Genomic DNA, 18,502 nt, shown 5'->3' with positions numbered 1-18,502 from the left:
GATAAGTGCCGCGAGCCCTGCGGTATCGCACGATATACAGGCGAGGCCGGCAACCCCATGTTTGCCGACGACCGGCAGCTGTGGTCTGGTCGACCAACGGAACACTTCGGGGATTCGCTGCTGATGGCGCAGGACGCTCACACCGCAACATCATGGCCGCTGTTTCGCTCACTCGCGTCCTATTCGCTGCCGGGCGATTTGATGGCCGGCCTGACGCTCGCGGCAATCGCGATCCCAGAGCAGATGGCCACGGCGCGGCTCGGCGGCTTCGCGCCGCAGATCGGCTTCTTCGCCTTCATGGCGGGATCGCTCGGCTTTGCGATGCTCGGCGGAAACCGCTTCCTGTCCTGCGGCGCCGATTCCACGATCACGCCGATCTTCGCCGGCGGGCTGGCGGCGCTGGCCGCCGCCGGCTCGCCTGAGTATCAGGGCCTCGCGATCGCGCTGGCACTGATGGTCGGCGCAATGATGCTGGCCGGCGGCGCCTTCCGCCTCGGCGGCATCGCCAATCTCTTGTCCGTGCCCGTCATGGTCGGTTTCCTCGCCGGCATCTCCGTCCACATCATCGTGTCGCAATTACCGGGCGTGCTGGGCCTGGACTCGCCGAACGGGCCGACGCTCGATCGCATCGGTGTGCTCGCAAGCGAGCTCGGCCGCACCAATCCCTTCACGCTATGCATCGGCTTCGGTGTGCTGGCCGTGGTCTTCGTCGCCGAGAAGATCAGCGCAAAAATTCCGGGCGCGCTGATCGGGCTCGTCGCCGCGACCCTGGCCACGATCGCGCTCGGCCTCGAGAGCAAGGGCGTCAATGTCGTAGGCCTCGTGCCGGGGACGCTGCCGCGGCCGACCTTCCCCGAGCTTGCACCGGAGCAATGGGTCCGCCTCGTGCCGCTCGCCTTTGTCATCACGGTCGTGGTGATGGTGCAGACCGCGGCGACGACGCGCTCATTCCCGTCCGATCCCGACAAGCCGGCCGATGTCGATCGCGATTTTCTCGGCGCGGGCGTAGGCTGCGTACTGTCGGGCCTGTTCGGCGCGTTTCCGGTCAACGCCAGCCCGCCGCGGACGGGCATTGTCGCCGAGACCGGCGGACAATCGCAGCTCGCGGGTCTCGCCGCCGCTGCGATCGTGCTGGCGCTGCTCGCGTTTGGAACGGGATTGCTGCAGCACGTTCCAGACGCAGCCCTCGGCGGCATCCTGCTGTTCGTCGCGCTGCGCATCATCCGCGTGAAGCAGATCGTCACGATCTATCGCCAATCCCCCAGCGAATTCCTGCTGATCGCCGCCACCGCCGCGCTGATCATCGTGCTGCCGATCCAGCAAGGCGCGTTCCTCGGCATCGTGCTGTCGCTGCTGCACGGCATCTGGAGCACGACGCGCGCGCGGCTGGTCGAGTTCGAGCGCGTGCCGGGCACCACGATCTGGTGGCCGGCACATCCGCACATCGCCGGCGAGCGCATCGCCGGCGTCGCCGTGCTCGGGCTGCAGGCGCCGCTGTCCTTCCTCAACGCGCCCGGCTTTCGCAGCGACGTGATCAAGGTGCTCGGCACGATGCCGCCACAGCTGCTGGTGCTGGAGGCGAGCGGCATGGTCGAGATCGACTTCACCGCCGCGCAGATCCTGCTGGACGTGTTCAGGGCGTGCAGCGAACAGGGCGTCACCGTCGCGCTGGCCCGGCTGGAATCAGTGCGCGCGCAGGACGCGTTCGAGCGGTTTAGATTGTTCGACGCCCTGCCGAGAGAGCGTGTCTTCCACAGCGTCGACGAGGCCGTGCGGAAGTTGGCGCGATAACTGGGCTCACTGCGCCAATGGCGGGTGATCGCGCTGGATCGTTTCGCGGATCCAGCTGGCATGGATCGCGCGAAACAGGATTTGCGCCGTCTTGAGGTCGTTCGCCTTCATGCAGAGATCGACGATGCGACGGACTGCGTCGTCGCGCATCAGTCCATCCGAGATCTTCATCGCGATTTCCATCGCGACTTTCGCCGCGCGCTCGTAGCGCTCGCTGTCGCGCTTGTCGCTGCGCGCGCTACCTGCCGCGCTCGCCGCAGCGGCGTCACAGATCGCACGGATGCGCTCGGCGGCCTCGATGTCGCCGAGCGGCCGTTCGATCGCTTCGTCCCAGACGTCCTGACGCGTCTTGCGCGCGAACCACTGCATTGCCTGCTCCGTGGTGAGGGAGCGAGCATAAACGGCGGCCACGCCGCGCGCTACGCCTCCGGTACGATCTTCCCGGGATTGAAGATGTTCTGCGGATCGAGCGCCTTTTTCAGCGCCCGCATCGCGTCGATCGCCTCGGGGCCGAGCTCCGCCTTGAGGTATTTCTGCTTGCCCTGACCGATGCCGTGCTCGCCGGTGCAGGTGCCGTCCATCGCCTGCGCGCGCTCGACCAGCCGATGCATGAACTCCTCGCCGCGCGCCATCTCGTCGGCATCGTTGGTGTCGCAGACCAGCGAGCAGTGGAAATTGCCGTCGCCGACATGGCCGACGATCGGCGACAACAGGTTGAGGCGCTTGAGATCTTCCTCGGTCTCGCCGACGCATTCGGCAAGCCGCGAGATCGGCACGCAGACGTCGGTCGCGACCACCCCGATGCTGTCGCCGGGCCGCAGCGCTTTCACCGACCAATAGGCGTCGTGCCGCGCCTGCCACAGCTTTGTGCGATCCTCCGGCTTGGTGGTCCAGGAGAAGTCGCCGCCGCCGCAATCCCTGGCGATCTCGCCGAAGGCCTTGGACTGTTCGGCGACCTCGATCTCGCTGCCGTGGAATTCCATCAGCAGCAGCGGCGTTTCGGGCAGGGTCAACTTCGAATAGGCGTTGCAGGCCCGCACCTGCGCGGCGTTGAGCAGCTCGATGCGCGCCACGGGAATGCCGGTCTGGATCGCCAGGATCACGGCCTGACACGCCCCGTGCACGGTCTCGAACGACACCGCTCCGGCCGCGATCGTATCGGGGATGCCGCGCAGGCGGATGGTCAGCTCCGAGATGATGCCGAGCGTGCCCTCGGCGCCGACGAACAGATGCGTCAGGTCGTAGCCGGCGGATGATTTCTTCGCACGCGTGCCGGTCGTGATGATCTCGCCGTCGCCGCGGACCACTTTCAGCGCCAGCACACTGTCGCGCATGGTGCCGTAGCGCACCGCATTGGTGCCGGAAGCGCGGGTCGAGGCCATGCCACCGAGGGAAGCGTCCGCGCCGGGGTCGATCGGGAAGAACAGGCCCTGGTCGCGCAGATGCTCGTTGAGCGCCTTGCGGGTCACCCCGGGCTGGATCACGCAGTCGAGGTCCTCGGCATGCACCGCGAGCACCTTGTTCATGTCGCGCAGGTCGATGCAAATTCCGCCGGCGGGTGCGTTGACCTGGCCCTCGAGCGAGGTGCCGGTGCCGAAGGCGATGACAGGCACGCCGTTTTTCGCGCAGATCCGCACCACGTCCTGGATGTCGGCAGTCTCCTGCGCCATCACCACGCCGTCCGGCGGCTGGTTCACGATCCATGTGGTGGTATGGCCGTGCTGCTCGCGGACGGCTTGCGAGGTGATGAGGCGGTTGCCGAACCGCGCGGCAAGTTGCTCCAGCGCGCTCGCGAGGGCTTTCGGCGCCGGCCGCGGCGGATTATTGGTGATGGTCGTACCCACGGACGTTCCTCCCGACGAGACGAACCGTGGCAAAGGACATCTCACCGGTCAAGTCAAGCGACCGGACGCATAGCTGGGGAAGGACACATGCCGGAGACTGCTGCCACAACGATCGAGGGCGTGCCGTTCCGCTCGTCAATCATGCAGATCGAGCCGCAATGGATCGACTACAACGGCCACCTCAACATGGCCTATTACAACGTGATGTTCGACCGCGCGATCGACCAGATGTGGCTGACGCTCGGGATCGGACCGGGCTACATGAAGGAGCGCGGCGGCTCGACCTTCACCGCCGAATGCCACGTGCGGTATTTGCGCGAAATCCACCTCGACGATCTCGTGCAGGTCTCGGTCTGGCTGCTGGAAGCCGACGACAAGCGGCTGCACACCTTCCAGGAGCTGCGGCACGCGACCGAAGGATGGCTGTCCGCCACATCGGAAAACATGTCGCTTCACATCGACATGGGCTCACGAAAGGTGGCGGCTTTTCCCCCAGACATCCGTGAGCGCATCGCAGCGGTGGTCAAGGCCCACAGCGCCGTCCCGCGGCCCGAGGGCATCGGCCGGAACGTGGCGATGCCCTCGAAGCGGTAAGCGCGCTAAACCCTGTTACGACCCCGTGCCAGTCCGACAACGGCCGAGACCAGGAACAACACGACTGCGATGAAGAAGATGATCTTGGCGATTTCGATCGACGCGCCGGCGAGGCCGCCAAAGCCCAGGATACCGGCGATCAGGGCGATAACCAGAAACGTAACTACCCAGCTAAGCATGATCCGAACCTCTGTTTCGATGTCTGTCTGCGATCGGCGCGGCTGACGCGCCTCACTTGCAGAACCAATCGCCAACTCGGAACAATGGTTCCGGGCCGCTGAAGCCGGAAATTCGCCTGACCGACAGGAACAAATTGGCTTTCGGCGCACGTGGAAAACCCCTGTCCGCGGCCCCATATAGGGACCAATCCCTGTTAAGAAGGCTCCCCTTTCACCACCCCGCGGTGCCAACGTGGGGCAAATGATTCGCATGACCGAGCCGAGCAAGATCACGTCCCAGAGCGTCCCCGACCACCAGCCCGCAGCCGGCGGCATCGCCGCGCGTGCGCGCGCCTCGGTAGGCCCGCAATACCTGTCCGGGCTCAATCCGGAGCAGCGCGAGGCTGTGGAGACGCTGGACGGGCCGGTTCTGGTGCTGGCCGGCGCCGGCACCGGCAAGACCCGCGTGCTGACCACGCGCATCGCCCACATCCTGAGCCAGGGCCGCGCCCGCCCATCCGAAATCCTGTCGGTGACCTTCACCAACAAGGCCGCGCGCGAAATGAAACATCGGCTCGGTCAGATGCTCGGCCATGCCGTCGAAGGCATGCCGTGGCTCGGCACCTTCCACTCCATCGGCGGGCGCATCCTGCGCACCCACGCCGAGCTGGCGCAGCTCAAGTCGAACTTCACCGTGCTCGACGTCGACGATCAGGTCCGACTGCTCAAGCAGCTTCTGCAAGCCGACAATATCGACGACAAGCGCTGGCCGGCGCGCATGCTGGCCGGGCTGATCGACGGCTGGAAGAACCGCGGCCTGACGCCGTCGCAGGTGCCGTCGGGCGAAGCCGCCGTGTTCGCCAACGGCAAGGGCGGCAAGCTCTATGCGAGCTACCAGGAGCGGCTGAAGATCCTGAACGCCGCCGATTTCGGCGATCTGCTGCTCGAGGACATCCGCATCTTCCGCGAGCACCCGGATATCCTGCGGCAGTACCAGCAGCGCTTCAAATTCATCCTGGTCGATGAGTATCAAGACACCAACGTCGCTCAATATCTGTGGCTGCGGCTGCTGTCCCAAGCGCCGACTTCTTTTGCCTCTCCCCGCGTGCGGGGAGAGGTCGGATCGCCCGGCAGCGCAATTGCGCGCCCGAGCGATCCGGGTGAGGGGGACTCTCAGCAAGCTGAGCTCGTGGAGGCAGCCCCTCATCCTAACCTTCTCAGCGTGAGCGAAGCTCGTCGCGACCCCGCAAGCGGGGAGAAGGAGCAGACGCGCCACGTCAAAAACATCTGCTGCGTCGGCGACGACGACCAGTCGATCTATGGCTGGCGCGGCGCGGAGGTCGACAACATCCTGCGCTTCGACCATGATTTCCCCGGCGCCAAGGTCATCCGCCTCGAGCGCAACTACCGCTCGACGGGCCACATCCTCGCCGCCGCCTCGCACCTGATCGCCCACAACGAGGGCCGGCTCGGCAAGACGCTGCGCACCGAGGACCAGGACGGCGAGAAGGTCACGGTAACAGGCTCTTGGGATTCGGAAGAGGAAGCCCGCGGCATCGGCGAGGAGATCGAGCAGATCCAGCGCCAGGGCGACAAGCTCAACGAGATCGCGATTCTGGTGCGCGCCTCCTACCAGATGCGCGAGTTCGAGGACCGCTTCGTCACGCTCGGCCTGCCCTATCGCGTCATCGGCGGCCCGCGCTTCTACGAGCGCGCCGAGATCCGCGATGCGCTGGCTTATCTCCGCGTCATCAATTCACCGGCCGACGATCTCGCCTTCGAGCGCATCGTCAACACGCCCAAGCGCGGCCTGGGCGATGCCACCGTGCAGATGCTGCACGATCACGCCCGCAAGCGCCGCATCCCGCTGTTCGAGGCGGCGCGCGCGGTGGTCGAGACCGATGAGCTGAAGCCGAAGGCGCGCGGCTCCTTGCGCGACGTCGTCGCCCAGTTCGACCGCTGGCGCGCCCAGCGCGAGGTCACCTCGCACACCGAGCTCGCCGAGATCGTGCTCGACGAGAGCGGCTACACCGAGATGTGGCAGAAGGACCGTTCGGCGGACGCCGCGGGTCGGCTCGAAAACCTCAAGGAGCTGGTGCGCTCGATGGAGGAGTTCGAGAACCTGCAAGGGTTTTTGGAGCACATCTCACTGGTGATGGACCGCGACAGCGGCGCCGACGAGGACGCGGTGTCGCTGATGACGCTGCATTCGGCCAAGGGGCTGGAATTCGACAACGTGTTCCTGCCCGGCTGGGAGGAAGGCCTGTTTCCGAGCCAGCGCACGTTGGACGAACAGGGCCGCGCCGGCCTCGAGGAAGAGCGCCGGCTCGGTCATGTCGGCCTGACCCGGGCCCGCCGCCGCGCCAAAATCTATTTTGCCACCAACCGCCGGATCCACGGCACCTGGTCGACCACGATCCCCTCGCGCTTTCTCGACGAACTGCCCGCGGCCAATGTCGAGATCACGGAATCCAAGGGCGGCTCGGCCTGGGGCGGCACCGGCGGCTACGGCGCCTCCCGCTTCGACGACATGGAAGCGTTCGGCTCCACCTATTCGACCCCGGGCTGGCAGCGCGCCCAGGCCAATCGCAATCGCGGCGGCGGTGGCGGCGGCAATGGCGGCCGCGGCAGTTTCGAGGAACAGGCCTCGTCGTTTTCGTCCCAGTCGTCCTCGCCCGATTTCGGCAGCTTCTCCTCGCGCCGCCGCGGGCCGCTGACGATCGAGGGCGAGCTGGTGGCCAAATCCACCGGCACGACCTCGGAATTCTCCCTCTCCGACCGCGTCTTCCACCAGAAATTCGGCTATGGCCGCGTCACCAAGATCGACGGCAACAAGCTCACCATCGCCTTCGACAAGGCGGGGGAGAAGAAGGTCGTGGACAGTTTTGTGCAGCGGGCGTGAGGCCTGCATGCCGCACTACATCGCCATCATCGAGGACGCCGGCCCGGACGAAGCCGTCGGCGTGTGGTTTCCGGACCTGCCCGGCTGCATTTCCGGCGGCGACGACGTCGATGAGGCCCTGGAGAATGCGCCCGAGGCACTCGCGTTCTATGCACAGGAACTGACCGCGGACGGCCGCCAGCTTCCCCCGCCGCGGACATTGGACGAGCTCAAGGCCGACCCTGATGTCGCCGACGAGCTCGGGAAGCACACGGTCGCCCTGATCGAATGGCCATCCCTCACTGAGGCCACGGAGTGAGGACTGTTCGCCGCACTGGTCGGACTCTCGACAGTTCAGGTCCGAACAGCCCTTGACCACCGTGAACTTCCCCGTATCAGATGCGGCCATGGTCCGGGGCTCCATCACACTGATCTTGCTGGCATTGGGTATGCCGTCGCTTGCGGCGGCGGAGACCATGAGCTTTGGCGATGCGATCGGGCTGCTGGCGAAAAGTTGCGGCGCGGAAATCGTCGCCAATTGCCGCGGCGTCAACCCGGATTCGACCCGCCTGAAGGAGTGCCTCTCGCGCAACCGCGACGTGCTCTCGCAGCAGTGCCAGAGCGATTATCTCGGTGCCTTCGACGCCATCCAGAAGCGCGTCGCAGCCCGTGTCACCGTGGCGAACGTCTGCCAGCGCGAGATCGTCAAGGTCTGCGGCGGCTCGACCAAGGAGACCAGCAAGGCGGTCCCCTGCCTGGTCTCGACGCCCAAGGGCATCAGCAACAATTGCCTGAAGGCCGTTGACGACGCGGGGTATCGGTGATGCCAGCGACGAGGCTTTCCACCGCCGGAATATGCATCGCGCTCGGCCTCGCTTTGCTCGCGGGCACAGCGGAAGCGCAGACGGCGCCGCCAACCCGCGACGACATCGTCGGCAAGCTCAACCATTTCGAACAAGCCGCCGAGATCGATCTCCCCGCGCTGAAGCTGCAGGTGATGGAGCGGGCCAAGGCCAGGATCAAGAACGATCCCGGTCCGGTGAACCGGCCGCTGATCGCGCCTGATCTGGTCAATCTGCCGACCTTCACTGCGCAGATCCAGTTCGACGCCGACACGCCGATCATCCAGCCGGCGTCCTACCAGACCGTCGGCCGCCTCGCCGATGCGCTGGTCCATGCCTCGCTGCTGCCCTACACGTTCCTGATCGTCGGCCATGTCGAATCCAACGCGAAGACGCGCGAGGCCAACGCGATCCTGAGCCAGCGCCGGGCGGACGCGATACGCGACGTGCTGGTGAACACGTTCAAGATCTCGACCAAGCGGCTGCATCCGATCGGCCTCGGCGAGGAGCAGTTTCTCGACCGGGCCAGGCCGACCTCAGCCGCCAACGCCCAGTTGCAAATCCTGACCTACGCCAAGGTACCGGAGGAAGCGCCTGCGCATCCGGCTGCGACACCTGCGCCTGCAGCGAAAAAGCCCGCCAAGAAGCGCTGAGCGGACGCGCCACGGCGTCTGACGCAACCCTTTGAAGTCACGTTTCTTTTGTGACCTGTCTCACAGCGCAACAGCGCGGTTTCGCGCGACAATTACGCCGGTTTGTGCACCGCCCTATCAGGTGCTATAGGCTTTTTTCGCCCTGCCCGACCCCATGCTGCACGAGACCGAGATGGCCAGTTATTTTCAACGTCAGCTGGCCGACTACGTCGAATATCATCGCGATCCCTGGAACTGCGCGATGCACGTGGTCGGCATCCTCCTGCTCTTCACCGGCGCCGTGCTGCCGCTGACGCTGGTCCATTTCCCGGTGTTCGGGATCGAGGTCAGCCTGGCCATGGTTCTTGCCCTGCCGGTGCTGGCCTACTGGCTGATGCTGGACGCCGGGATCGGGCTCGGCATCCTCGCCTCGATGATCGTGCTGCTTTCGGTCGCAACCGCGATTGGCAATCAGGTCTCGATCGTCATGATGTGGTCGATTTTTGTGGTGCTGATCGGGCTCGGCGTCGCGTCGCAAATCGTCGGTCACAAGGTTTTCGAGGAGCGGCAGCCGTCGATGGTCGACCACCCCACGCATTTTCTGCTTGGACCGATGTTTGTCATGGCAAAATTATTCATTGCATTGGGCTTCCGTCGCGACCTTGCCGCGATTCTGGCGCCTGCTCCGACCAATTCCCTTTCAACCCGATAGTTCTAGACGCGAAACAGCAAACCTACTGCATGGCTCTCGTACTGGTTACCGGTGGCAGCGGCTTCATCGGACATCATCTTGTAGAAGCGCTCCGCGCCCGTGGGCAGCGGGTGCGTGTTCTCGACGTCCGTGCGCCTGCCGCGCCGTATGCCGACGTTGAATATGCCCAAGGCTCGGTGCTCGACGGTGCCGCGGTCGATGCCGCGATTGCTGGGGTCGATCAGGTCTATCACCTCGCGGGCCTGCCCGGCATGTGGGTCGCCGACAAGCAGGCCTTTCACGACGTCAATTGCCGCGGCACCGAGATCGTGCTCGCGGCCGCGATGAAGCGCGGGGTCTCGCGCTTTCTGCACTGCTCGACGGAATCGATCCTATTCCCCTATTCCGACCTCAACGGTGTTCCCGCCGAAGAGGCGCTGCAGCCGGCCGATGCGATGCCGGGCGCCTACACGCGGTCGAAATCGCTGGCCGAGCATTGCGCCGCGAAGGCCGCAGCTGAAGGTTTTCCGCTGGTGATCGGCACCCCGACCATGCCGATCGGTGCTGCCGACCACAATCTGACGCCGCCGACTGCGATGCTGTGGTACTTCCTGCAGAAGAAAGTGCAGCCGCATCTCGACTTCCCGGTCAATCTCGTCGACGTTCGCGACGTTGCCATGGGCCTCGTGCTGACCATGGAACGCGGGCGTAACGGCCAGCGCTACATCCTCGGCGGCGACTGCGTCAGGCTCGGCCAGATTCTGCGGATGATGTCCGCGATGAGCGGCCGCCGGCAATTCCCGGTCGTCGTTCCCGGCAAGATGGCCGAGCTGTCCGGCATCATGCTTGAATATCTCTCTGACCGCATCACGCGCAGGCCGCCCAACGGCACCGCCGAGGGCGTGCGCATTGCGCTCGCCGCGAGCGACCTCTCGATCAGCAAGGCGCGCACCGAACTCGGCTACGCGCCGCGCCCGATCGAGCCGGTCCTGCGCGAAACCATCACCCATCTTCTCGCCCGCGGCGGCGCGCTTGCCTCCGGCGCCATCGAGCATCACGCGCTCTCCTCGCGCGCCAGCTGAGCTGCCGCCCAACCCAAAGAACCTTTCCGCATGTCCTTCGATTTCAGCAAGCTTCTCTCTGTCGCCTGGGGTGGTTGGACCACGACTTGGCCGACGCAACTGCTCGCCCTGATCTGGCTCGCCTGGCTCGCAAGCTGGGTCGGCGCCTCGTTCTGGCAGGGCCGCACCCAGAAGCAGGTAATGACGCTGGAGTCCGGCCGCTATCGCATCCCGATCCTGGTCGGCGGCATCCTGTTCACGCCATGGACCGCGGAAGTGCTCGGCGAGAAGCCGCTCTGGGTGTTCAGCAATACAGCTGTCTACGTGGTGGCGCTGATCGTGCTGGCCGGGATCTCCTTCACCTGGTGGGGACGGCTGCATCTCGGACAATTCTGGTCCAACACCATCACCCACAAGCAAGACCACCGCGTCATCGACACCGGCCCGTACGGCATCGTACGCCATCCGATCTACACCGGCCTGATCCTCGGCATGCTGGTGACGGGCATCGCGGTCGGCACGGTGACCGCGATGCTCGGCGCGATCCTGATCTCGCTCGGCATGTGGCAGAAGGGCCGGATGGAAGAAGTGTTCCTGTCCAAGGAGCTCGGCGAAGACGCCTACGGCGCCTATTGCCGCCGCGTGCCGATGATCATCCCGTTCCTGTCGCCGCGCTGAGAGCGGCGGACGCGCCCCACATTCGCTGTCGTCCCGGCCTTCGCCGGACGACAGCGAGATTTTCGCGAGCACGCGATCGCCGCCGTCCGCAAGGCGCGGGCGCTGCCGCCGGGGCGGCCGAAGCAGAAGCAGCGCACCGTGGCGCGTGTCTATCATCTCCTGTCCAGGGAGGCCGCGCTCGCGCCGAACATCCATCATCTGGATGATTTTCGCGCGGCGCGCCGGGCAGAGCGGCAGATCGGCCACTGATCTCCGGGCCCCGCTTGCCGGCATTCGTCCCATGCAAATTCGAACGGCTGCCATTCCACGGGAATAGAGCCCCGCGGCCCATCGCACAGGTTGACGTCTGCCCCGCCAGCCCGTTGGATGCGCCCGCAAACAGGGGCTTCTCATGACGTTTTCCAGCATCTTTGCGCAGTTCGTTGCGCTTCTCGGCGGCATCGCGCTGCAATGGCGGAAGCTGTCAGGCACCGTGCCTGCGCCGGCCTGGGGCCAGTCGCCCGCGATTCCCGAAGCAAAACCGCAAGGCGCCATTCCGACACTGAAGATGCCGACGGCGCGGGGCTGGAGCGAAAGACAGAAGCCGACGGTCGCACCCGGGCTCAAGGTCAATGCGTTCGCGACCGGCCTCGACCATCCGCGCTGGATCGAGGTGCTGCCCAATGGCGACGTGCTGATCGCGGAGGCGACGCAGATCGCGGGGGCGCCGCGGTCCGTGTTTCACTACGCAATGCAAGCGACGATGCGGCGCGCCGCCGCGCTCGGCGTCAGCGCCAACCGCATCACGCTGCTGCGCGACAAGGATGGCGACGGCGTCGCGGAGTATCGCGGCGCGTTCATGGAAAACCTCAGCCAGCCGTTCGGCATGGCGCTGGTCGGCGACACCTTCTATGTCGGCAACACCGACGGCGTGATGGCCTTCCCGTACGTGGCGAATGCCGATCGCATCACCGCGCCGGGCAAGCGCCTCACCACTTTCAAGCCGAGCGGCCACTGGACCCGCAGCCTGCTCGCAAGCCCCGACGGCAAGAAACTCTATGCCGGCGTCGGCTCGCTCAGCAACATCGGCGAGATGGGCATGGAGGTCGAGGAAGGCCGCGCCGCGGTCTACGAGCTCGACCTCGTCGCCGGTACGCACCGCATCTTCGCCGCCGGCCTGCGCAACCCGGTTGGTCTCGCCTGGGAGCCGACGACCGGTGTGCTCTGGACCGTCGTCAACGAGCGCGACGGCCTCGGCGACGAAACGCCGCCGGACTATCTGACCTCGGTGCGCGACGGCGGTTTCTACGGCTGGCCCTATTGCTACTGGGGCAAGACGGTGGATGACCGCGTGCCGCAGGATCCGGCGATGGTCGCCAAGGCACTCACGCCTGACTACGCGCTCGGCGGCCACACCGCCTCGCTCGGCCTGTGCTGGATGCCCGCGGGCACGCTGCCGGGCTTCCCCGACGGCATGGCGATCGGCCAGCACGGCTCGTGGAATCGCAGCACGCTGTCCGGCTACAAGCTGGTGTTCATCCCGTTCGAGAACGGAAAGCCTTCGGGTCCAGCACGCGACATCCTGTCCGGCTTCCTCGCGCCGGACGAGAAAGAATCCTACGGCCGTCCGGTCGGCGTCGTGATCGGTCCCGACAAGAAATCGCTGCTGATGGCCGACGACGTCGGCAACGTGATCTGGCGCGTGACGGGCGCTTGAAGGTTATGTTCCAACGCTAAGCGTGGTGCGCTGCTTGCGGAGCAGCGCGATCACCGACAGTGCCGTGATCAACCCGGTCTTGGGATTCTCGGAGGGGACGTTCTCGATTGACATCGAGAAGCGCGCGGAATCCGACTCGACCTCGATGCGATGAACATTGCGCGTCACGGTCGGGTCGGCCCAGATTTGCACCTGGGTGCGATCCGGCCCGACGCCCGCGAGCGACAGCGCGACCGCGACGTTGAGATTGGCCGGAAAGCCTTTCGCTGCCTCTCGCGCGGTCCCCTCGAACAGCTTGAGCGGCTCGCGCAGATTGTCGATATCGATGTTGTTCTGGACGATGAACGGCGCGCCCTTCAAGCCGTCGATCGGCTTGCGCGTCACCATCTTCACCGAGTGAATTGTGCCGATCGCGGCGGCGTTGACGGCGTCGAGCCCGATCAGCGCGCCGGTCGGCACGAGGATGCGGCCGCCATTGGCCCGGGCGAGATCGACGAGATCAAAATTGTCGAGCAGCCCACCGACGCTGACAACGACCGCGGCCCTGCCGCGTTTCACCGCGGGCTCGACGATCGCGCGGAGTTGGCTGCTCGGCGCGCACTCCACCACGATATCGGCGGCGTCGCCGAGCTGGTCGAGCGGCAGTAGGGATGGCGGACGACGCAGGCTGCCGAGCAATTTCTGATGCTTTGCAGGATCGCGCACCGCCACGGCGGAGAGCGTCAATCCCTCGATGCCCTGATCGAGCGCGGCGGCGATCTTGGTGCCGATCGAGCCGAGCCCCGCGACGGCAACCCGCAATTCGTTCGAAGCTGTCCGTTCAGCCATCGCATCACCCCTCTCGCCAAGTCGATGTCATAGCGCCTCAGGCGTCGCGCGCATAGCTGCGCAGGCGCGTCTCGAGCACGGAGAGCATTGCGTCGCGGGCGGGGTCGCGCGAGCCGCGCAGCCATGCGGCAGCGAGCGGCAGCCGGCCGACGGGCCCGATCTGCTTTGGCCGCAGCGGCACGAAGCGCACGCCTGACACCGCCATCCGCATGGTCCAGCGCGGCACGATCGCGACCCCGAGCCTGGTTGCGACGAGATTGATGATGGTCTGCTTCTCGTCGGCGACCTGCACGACGCGCGGCGTGAGGCCTGCCTGCTCGAATAGTCTTATCGTGAGGTCGTGGCTGTGCGGCCGCGAGCGACGATCCGGCACCAGCATCGCCTCCTCGGCGATCTCCGCCGGCGTGATCGACTTGCGTTTGGCCAGCGCGTGGCGCTGCGGGAAGGCCACGATGGCTGTTTCCTGCAGCAGATCGCGGAATTCGAGCCGCTTGTCCCGCTGAGCCGGTGGACGCACGAAGGCAAGATCGAGCGCGCCGGTCAGGATCTTTGGCAGCAGCCGGACGGTCTTCTCTTCCAGGAGCTGCACTGCGATATCGGGATGCTTTGCGCGAAAATCGCGCAGCAGCGCCGGTAACAGCCCCGCCGCGGCACTGTCGATGGCGCCGACCCGGAGTTTTCGAGCAGCCCCCGCGCGCGCGCGATTGCGCAGGTTGGTCTCGACCGCCTCGACGCGGGCGAGGATGGCACGGGCATCACGCAGCAGCGTCACGCCATCTTCCGTCAGCGACACCGCACGCGTCGTCCGCGCGAACAGCCGCGTGCCCAGATCCTGCTCCAGCAGCCTGATCTGGCGGCCGAGTGCGGAGGGCAGCATCTGGAGATGCTGCGCTGCGCGGCCGAAATGCAGCTGCTCGGCCGCCGCCACGAAGCATCGCAACTGATGCAATTCCATCTCGCTGTCCTCTGATCCCGTGACGGGATTATATCATTTTTTTGTATAAACCAGCGCCGATTGAGTCCCTGCCCCTCCCCGCCTAGGTTCGCTCGTGTCACGCAACCCCACCGACATCTGGACGGAGCCCTTCATGCGCACCCATTCGATTGCAGCGATCCCCGCGGACGGCATCGGCCCCGAGGTCATCTCCGCCGGCGTCCGCGTGCTGGAGGCGCTGGCCAACCGCAGCGGTGACCTCGCCTTCAACATCAAGACCTTCGACTGGGGTTCGGACTATTACAAGAAGCACGGCGTGATGATGCCGGCCGACGGTCTCGCGGAGCTCAAGAAATTCGACGCGATCTATTTCGGCGCGGTCGGTGCGCCCGACGTGCCCGATCACATCACGCTGTGGGGCCTGCGGCTGCCGATCTGCCAGGGCTTTGACCAATACGCCAATGTGCGGCCGACCAAGATCTTGCCGGGCGTCGCCTCGCCGCTGCGCAATGTCGGCGTCGGCGACCTCGACTGGGTGATCGTGCGCGAGAATTCCGAGGGCGAATATGCCGGCATGGGCGGCCGCGCCCACAGGGGTCTCCCCGAAGAGGTCGGCACCGAGGTCGCGGTGTTCACCCGCGTCGGCGTGACGCGGATCATGCGCTATGCATTCGAGCTGGCGCGGTCGCGCCCGCGCAAGTTCCTGACCGTGGTGACCAAGTCGAACGCGCAGCGCCATGGCATGGTGATGTGGGACGAGATCGCAGCCGAAGTCGCGGCCGAATTCCCCGATGTGACCTGGGACAAGATGCTGGTCGACGCCATGACGGTGCGCATGACGCTGCATCCGAAGAGCCTCGACACCATTGTCGCGACCAATTTGCACGCCGACGTCCTCTCCGACCTCGCCGGGGCGCTGGCGGGCAGCCTCGGCGTCGCGCCAACCGCCAATATCGACCCGCAGCGCCGCTTCCCCTCGATGTTCGAGCCGATCCACGGCTCGGCCTTCGACATCACCGGCAAGGGCATCGCCAATCCGGTCGCGACGTTCTGGACCGGCGCACAGATGCTGGAGCATCTGGGCGAGAAGGACGCGGCGGTGCGGTTGATGGCCGCGGTGGAGCGCGTCTGCGCGGCCGGCGTGCTGACGCCCGATGTCGGCGGCAAGGCGAGGACGAAGGACGTGACCGATGCCGTGATCGAAGCGATCCACGGATCGAACGTGTAATCCGAGCTACGTCAGCGGGAGGCGCCAGGGTTTCCGAAAAATTTTGAGCCCCCCTCTTGAAACCAAAACGGGCTTTTTTTATTTTTCCGCTGCCGCCGAGAGGTGGCGTTCCCGACGCCTGGTGGGTCGGGAAGCTGAGACGGGCACCGGTCGTGTCCGGTGTCGTTCGTATCCATTTTGCTCCTTGGAGGATCTGGCTATGCGCGCTTACGACTTCTCTCCCTTGTGGCGTTCGACCGTTGGTTTCGACCGCCTTTTCGACCTCGTTGAAACGGCACAGCGTGCCGGCGAGGACAACTATCCTCCCTACAACATCGAACGTCTCGGCGAGGATCGCTACCAGATTTCGCTTGCGATTGCGGGCTTCTCACCCAACGAGGTCGCGGTGACGGCCGAGCAGAACGCGGTGACCGTCGAGGGAAACAAGCCGGACAGAACTGAACGCGAGTATCTCTACCGGGGCATTTCCGCGCGGCCGTTCAAGCGGCAGTTTAACCTGGCCGAATATGTTCAGGTGCACAGCGCCTCGTTCGAAAACGGCCTGCTCAAGATCGAACTGGTCCGGGAAATCCCTGAAGCCATGAAGCCGCGGCGGATTGCGATCAATGCCGCGCCGTCCGGCAACGTGCATCAACTCGAGGGCAAAGCCGCCTGAATTCGGTCTGTCGGAGGCCCGGTGATCCCGCCCGATCGTCGGGCGGGATGGGCCATGGCCTTCGATCGCGTACCCGAATGCAAGTCAGAGGTTTTAGAGAAAGGAGGAGGACCTCTCATGCTCGATCATGCCGACAACATCATCGATCTGAACGCGATATTGCACCCTGGCTCCGTCTATGATCATCCCCGCGACGTCATAGCCGATCCAACTTTGTCGATCGGCGAGAAGCGCGCGATCCTAGCGTCCTGGGCTTCGGACGCAGCCAGTGTCGCCTCGAGCCCGACATTGCGGGAGCTGCCCGGCTCGGACAAAGCCGTCACCATCGACGAAATTCTGGAAGCGCTCGCGAGCCTCGACCACCATCCGAAGGGCCCTCCGGGCGGCAAGCCGGTCCGCACGCGATCCGTCGAACGAACCGGCCTCGCAGCCTAGGCAACGACAGCTCAACGGGGATTGCGATGATGCTTGATGAAGAGCTGGCCTTGTTGCGCGGCCACCGCAGCAACATCAGCCGCTATCAGCGGTTGCTCAAGACCGAGCTGACCGAGTTCGAACGGCGGTTCATCGAGAGACGTGTGTCCGAGGAGCGCTCGGCGATCGAGAAGCTCGCCGTCTCCGCCTTTCCGCTCACCTTTCAGGCTCCGAGCCGGGCGATGGGGAACGCCACCACGCGCCTGACGGCAAGCCGGCACGGGTGATCGACATGCCCGAACACCTCCCGACATTCGAAGTGTTCCTGAAGAAGTGCGGTCGAAGGACATGGCGATGGCGTGTCTGCACGACGGAAGGACGCCTGGTCATGCACGGCTTCGAAAATGGCCGACCCGCTGCCAAATATGCGGCTGACAGGGCCTTGTTTATGATGCTTCTCGCCGCGCCCTATCGCCCGGCGGGCCGGGCTTCCGCCACGGCTCGCTCCTCCTTGGCGACACCCGCATCAAGATGGCTGCCGCGGCACAAGATGCGTGAATGACAGGTGCCGCGAGGGATGGTGCCTGCATCAGCCCATCCCGACCATCTCCGTTGCTGACTGCTTACCGCCGTCCCGGCGGCGGGTTCGCCATAGCGGCTGTCGGCTCCGGCGGCGTCAGGTGGCGTGGAACGATGATGGACTGGCCGGGGGTGAGCGTCGCGTTCTCCGGCAGCGAGTTGCTCTGCGCCAGCGACCACAGCGGCACGCGATTGGCTGCCGCGATGCTCTCCATGGTGTCGCCGCGGCGCACCGGTAGCCGCACGCCACTGTCCCACAATTCGACGAGCGTATTCGCCGGCACGAGATAACGCAGCGGCACGGCATCCACCTGCGTCTGGGGCGGAATGCGCGGCAACTGCGTGACCATGTCGACGATCTGACGGTGGATGTCGTCGGACTTCTCGATGTTGATGTGGCTGACCCGCGCGTTCTCCTTCAGGTCATAGCTCGCATAGTGACCGCGATAGCCCGGCACCGCGACCACGTTGCCGCCGCCAAGCACGCTGTCGGAGAGATAGATGTTGATGAAGCGCTCGACATTGAGCGGCACGTCGCCGGTCGCATGCGCGGGATCGATGGTGATGACGAGGCTGATCGGGATGTTCTCCTTGGCCGCCATCTCGGAGATGACGATCGAGCAAAGCCCGCCCATCGAATGCCCCATCAGCACGATCGGCGCCGGCGCTTCCTTGTAGCTGGAGATCGCACGATCGCCGATCCATCGGCAGATGGTGAATTCATAGACGTTGGCCGAAAAGCCGGCCTGCGTCAGCTTCTCTTCGAGCCGGTCCATGCCGGTGGAGAAGAACGGCCCCATGGCGCCACGGAACAGGTAGATCTTCGGCGGCGGCAATGGCTCGAACGGTGGGGGCGGCGGCGCGGCGGGTGCGGCCGCGGCGGGCTTCGTCTTGGCAGGTGAGGCAGCGGTCGTCCCGGTGCTCAAGGCGAGCAGCGCAACGGCTGCCAGCGCGAGAAGTCGCCTCAAATCGATCATCAGTCCAGCAGTCCCACTC

The 18,502-nt window shown here is 65.4% G+C and carries 20 protein-coding genes; 14 read left to right on the top strand and 6 right to left on the bottom strand.

Going from position 1 to position 18,502, the window contains the following annotated elements; all coding sequences use genetic code 11:
* The first annotated feature begins 123 nt into the window (after nucleotides 1–123).
* Entirely contained in the window at nucleotides 124–1,791 is a 1,668-nt protein-coding gene (locus tag IVB36_RS37295; protein ID WP_018454290.1) for a SulP family inorganic anion transporter, read from the top strand.
* A gap of 6 nt (nucleotides 1,792–1,797) precedes the next feature.
* Here IVB36_RS37295 and IVB36_RS37290 read toward each other — a convergent pair whose 3' ends face one another.
* Nucleotides 1,798–2,160, bottom strand: coding sequence for a hypothetical protein (locus IVB36_RS37290; RefSeq protein WP_026232706.1), 363 nt, complete (start codon nucleotides 2,158–2,160; stop codon nucleotides 1,798–1,800).
* A gap of 50 nt (nucleotides 2,161–2,210) precedes the next feature.
* Nucleotides 2,211–3,635, bottom strand: coding sequence for an FAD-linked oxidase C-terminal domain-containing protein (locus tag IVB36_RS37285; RefSeq protein WP_085350292.1), 1,425 nt, complete (start codon nucleotides 3,633–3,635; stop codon nucleotides 2,211–2,213).
* An 87-nt stretch (nucleotides 3,636–3,722) separates the two neighbouring features.
* On the opposite strand from IVB36_RS37285, the gene IVB36_RS37280 reads away from it, so the two are divergent.
* Nucleotides 3,723–4,229, top strand: a complete 507-nt coding sequence (locus IVB36_RS37280) for a thioesterase family protein (protein ID WP_085385101.1) — start codon at nucleotides 3,723–3,725, stop codon at nucleotides 4,227–4,229.
* A 5-nt stretch (nucleotides 4,230–4,234) separates the two neighbouring features.
* Here the strand turns inward: IVB36_RS37280 and IVB36_RS37275 are convergent, their stop codons facing one another.
* On the bottom strand, nucleotides 4,235–4,408 hold the full coding sequence (locus IVB36_RS37275) for a DUF1328 domain-containing protein (protein ID WP_007600914.1): 174 nt from the start codon (nucleotides 4,406–4,408) through the stop codon (nucleotides 4,235–4,237).
* Nucleotides 4,409–4,649: 241 nt separating this feature from the next.
* On the opposite strand from IVB36_RS37275, the gene IVB36_RS37270 reads away from it, so the two are divergent.
* The 8 genes from IVB36_RS37270 to IVB36_RS37235 all read left to right on the top strand — a co-directional run bounded on the left by IVB36_RS37270 (nucleotide 4,650) and on the right by IVB36_RS37235 (nucleotide 12,868).
* Entirely contained in the window at nucleotides 4,650–7,289 is a 2,640-nt protein-coding gene (locus IVB36_RS37270; RefSeq protein WP_247394823.1) for a UvrD-helicase domain-containing protein, read from the top strand.
* A 7-nt stretch (nucleotides 7,290–7,296) separates the two neighbouring features.
* Entirely contained in the window at nucleotides 7,297–7,587 is a 291-nt protein-coding gene (locus IVB36_RS37265) for a type II toxin-antitoxin system HicB family antitoxin (protein WP_247394820.1), read from the top strand.
* Between the two features lie 88 nt (nucleotides 7,588–7,675).
* A complete protein-coding gene (locus IVB36_RS37260) occupies nucleotides 7,676–8,092 on the top strand; it encodes a hypothetical protein (protein ID WP_018454284.1) in 417 nt (138 codons plus the stop codon).
* Nucleotides 8,092–8,763, top strand: coding sequence for an OmpA family protein (locus IVB36_RS37255; RefSeq protein WP_018454283.1), 672 nt, complete (start codon nucleotides 8,092–8,094; stop codon nucleotides 8,761–8,763). Before IVB36_RS37260 ends, IVB36_RS37255 begins: the two co-directional genes overlap by 1 nt.
* Before the next feature lie 154 nt (nucleotides 8,764–8,917).
* Nucleotides 8,918–9,454, top strand: coding sequence for an Mpo1-like protein (locus IVB36_RS37250; protein ID WP_018454282.1), 537 nt, complete (start codon nucleotides 8,918–8,920; stop codon nucleotides 9,452–9,454).
* Between the two features lie 29 nt (nucleotides 9,455–9,483).
* A complete protein-coding gene (locus tag IVB36_RS37245) occupies nucleotides 9,484–10,515 on the top strand; it encodes an NAD-dependent epimerase/dehydratase family protein (RefSeq protein ID WP_018454281.1) in 1,032 nt (343 codons plus the stop codon).
* A 30-nt stretch (nucleotides 10,516–10,545) separates the two neighbouring features.
* The gene (locus IVB36_RS37240) at nucleotides 10,546–11,172 is read left to right on the top strand and encodes an isoprenylcysteine carboxylmethyltransferase family protein (protein ID WP_007600907.1); all 627 of its coding nucleotides are present in this window, start codon (nucleotides 10,546–10,548) and stop codon (nucleotides 11,170–11,172) included.
* Nucleotides 11,173–11,563: 391 nt separating this feature from the next.
* The gene (locus IVB36_RS37235; protein ID WP_247394817.1) at nucleotides 11,564–12,868 is read left to right on the top strand and encodes a sorbosone dehydrogenase family protein; all 1,305 of its coding nucleotides are present in this window, start codon (nucleotides 11,564–11,566) and stop codon (nucleotides 12,866–12,868) included.
* Nucleotides 12,869–12,871: 3 nt separating this feature from the next.
* On the opposite strand, the gene IVB36_RS37230 is transcribed toward IVB36_RS37235, so the two are convergent.
* Nucleotides 12,872–13,696, bottom strand: a complete 825-nt coding sequence (locus tag IVB36_RS37230) for an aspartate dehydrogenase (protein ID WP_247294827.1) — start codon at nucleotides 13,694–13,696, stop codon at nucleotides 12,872–12,874.
* 37 nt (nucleotides 13,697–13,733) lie between these two features.
* A complete protein-coding gene (locus tag IVB36_RS37225) occupies nucleotides 13,734–14,651 on the bottom strand; it encodes a LysR family transcriptional regulator (RefSeq protein ID WP_018454277.1) in 918 nt (305 codons plus the stop codon).
* Between the two features lie 133 nt (nucleotides 14,652–14,784).
* On the opposite strand from IVB36_RS37225, the gene IVB36_RS37220 reads away from it, so the two are divergent.
* From IVB36_RS37220 to IVB36_RS37205, 4 genes are all read left to right on the top strand, one after another.
* A complete protein-coding gene (locus IVB36_RS37220) occupies nucleotides 14,785–15,858 on the top strand; it encodes a tartrate dehydrogenase (protein WP_247294829.1) in 1,074 nt (357 codons plus the stop codon).
* 199 nt (nucleotides 15,859–16,057) lie between these two features.
* Complete coding sequence (locus IVB36_RS37215; protein WP_247295145.1) at nucleotides 16,058–16,513, top strand: Hsp20 family protein; 456 nt, start codon at nucleotides 16,058–16,060, stop codon at nucleotides 16,511–16,513.
* Nucleotides 16,514–16,630: 117 nt separating this feature from the next.
* Nucleotides 16,631–16,948 carry a hypothetical protein gene (locus tag IVB36_RS37210; protein WP_018454274.1) on the top strand — a complete coding sequence of 106 codons (318 nt, stop codon included), beginning with the start codon at nucleotides 16,631–16,633 and terminating at the stop codon, nucleotides 16,946–16,948.
* 26 nt (nucleotides 16,949–16,974) lie between these two features.
* Nucleotides 16,975–17,214 (top strand): hypothetical protein, encoded by a 240-nt coding sequence (locus IVB36_RS37205; RefSeq protein ID WP_018454273.1) that lies wholly within the window; start codon nucleotides 16,975–16,977, stop codon nucleotides 17,212–17,214.
* Between the two features lie 336 nt (nucleotides 17,215–17,550).
* Here the strand turns inward: IVB36_RS37205 and IVB36_RS37200 are convergent, their stop codons facing one another.
* Nucleotides 17,551–18,483 (bottom strand): LysM peptidoglycan-binding domain-containing protein, encoded by a 933-nt coding sequence (locus IVB36_RS37200; RefSeq protein ID WP_247294832.1) that lies wholly within the window; start codon nucleotides 18,481–18,483, stop codon nucleotides 17,551–17,553.
* Between the last annotated feature and the right edge of the window lie 19 nt (nucleotides 18,484–18,502).

The sequence above is a fragment of the Bradyrhizobium sp. 35 genome (assembly GCF_023073215.1).
Taxonomy (GTDB): Bacteria; Pseudomonadota; Alphaproteobacteria; order Rhizobiales; family Xanthobacteraceae; genus Bradyrhizobium; species Bradyrhizobium canariense_D.
Note: the sequence above shows the minus strand (reverse complement) of the source record. Positions and strands in the feature narration are given on the sequence as shown.

What these genes read in the sequence shown, in the direction of transcription:
- IVB36_RS37295 (WP_018454290.1), top strand. Translation starts at nt 124, where the DNA reads ATGGCGCAGGACGCTCACACCGCAACATCATGGCCGCTGTTTCGCTCA.
- IVB36_RS37290 (WP_026232706.1), bottom strand. Translation starts at nt 2,160, where the DNA reads ATGCAGTGGTTCGCGCGCAAGACGCGTCAGGACGTCTGGGACGAAGCG.
- IVB36_RS37280 (WP_085385101.1), top strand. Translation starts at nt 3,723, where the DNA reads ATGCCGGAGACTGCTGCCACAACGATCGAGGGCGTGCCGTTCCGCTCG.
- IVB36_RS37275 (WP_007600914.1), bottom strand. Translation starts at nt 4,408, where the DNA reads ATGCTTAGCTGGGTAGTTACGTTTCTGGTTATCGCCCTGATCGCCGGT.
- IVB36_RS37270 (WP_247394823.1), top strand. Translation starts at nt 4,650, where the DNA reads ATGATTCGCATGACCGAGCCGAGCAAGATCACGTCCCAGAGCGTCCCC.
- IVB36_RS37265 (WP_247394820.1), top strand. Translation starts at nt 7,297, where the DNA reads ATGCCGCACTACATCGCCATCATCGAGGACGCCGGCCCGGACGAAGCC.
- IVB36_RS37260 (WP_018454284.1), top strand. Translation starts at nt 7,676, where the DNA reads ATGGTCCGGGGCTCCATCACACTGATCTTGCTGGCATTGGGTATGCCG.
- IVB36_RS37255 (WP_018454283.1), top strand. Translation starts at nt 8,092, where the DNA reads ATGCCAGCGACGAGGCTTTCCACCGCCGGAATATGCATCGCGCTCGGC.
- IVB36_RS37250 (WP_018454282.1), top strand. Translation starts at nt 8,918, where the DNA reads ATGCTGCACGAGACCGAGATGGCCAGTTATTTTCAACGTCAGCTGGCC.
- IVB36_RS37245 (WP_018454281.1), top strand. Translation starts at nt 9,484, where the DNA reads ATGGCTCTCGTACTGGTTACCGGTGGCAGCGGCTTCATCGGACATCAT.
- IVB36_RS37240 (WP_007600907.1), top strand. Translation starts at nt 10,546, where the DNA reads ATGTCCTTCGATTTCAGCAAGCTTCTCTCTGTCGCCTGGGGTGGTTGG.
- IVB36_RS37235 (WP_247394817.1), top strand. Translation starts at nt 11,564, where the DNA reads ATGACGTTTTCCAGCATCTTTGCGCAGTTCGTTGCGCTTCTCGGCGGC.
- IVB36_RS37230 (WP_247294827.1), bottom strand. Translation starts at nt 13,696, where the DNA reads ATGGCTGAACGGACAGCTTCGAACGAATTGCGGGTTGCCGTCGCGGGG.
- IVB36_RS37225 (WP_018454277.1), bottom strand. Translation starts at nt 14,651, where the DNA reads ATGGAATTGCATCAGTTGCGATGCTTCGTGGCGGCGGCCGAGCAGCTG.
- IVB36_RS37220 (WP_247294829.1), top strand. Translation starts at nt 14,785, where the DNA reads ATGCGCACCCATTCGATTGCAGCGATCCCCGCGGACGGCATCGGCCCC.
- IVB36_RS37215 (WP_247295145.1), top strand. Translation starts at nt 16,058, where the DNA reads ATGCGCGCTTACGACTTCTCTCCCTTGTGGCGTTCGACCGTTGGTTTC.
- IVB36_RS37210 (WP_018454274.1), top strand. Translation starts at nt 16,631, where the DNA reads ATGCTCGATCATGCCGACAACATCATCGATCTGAACGCGATATTGCAC.
- IVB36_RS37205 (WP_018454273.1), top strand. Translation starts at nt 16,975, where the DNA reads ATGATGCTTGATGAAGAGCTGGCCTTGTTGCGCGGCCACCGCAGCAAC.
- IVB36_RS37200 (WP_247294832.1), bottom strand. Translation starts at nt 18,483, where the DNA reads ATGATCGATTTGAGGCGACTTCTCGCGCTGGCAGCCGTTGCGCTGCTC.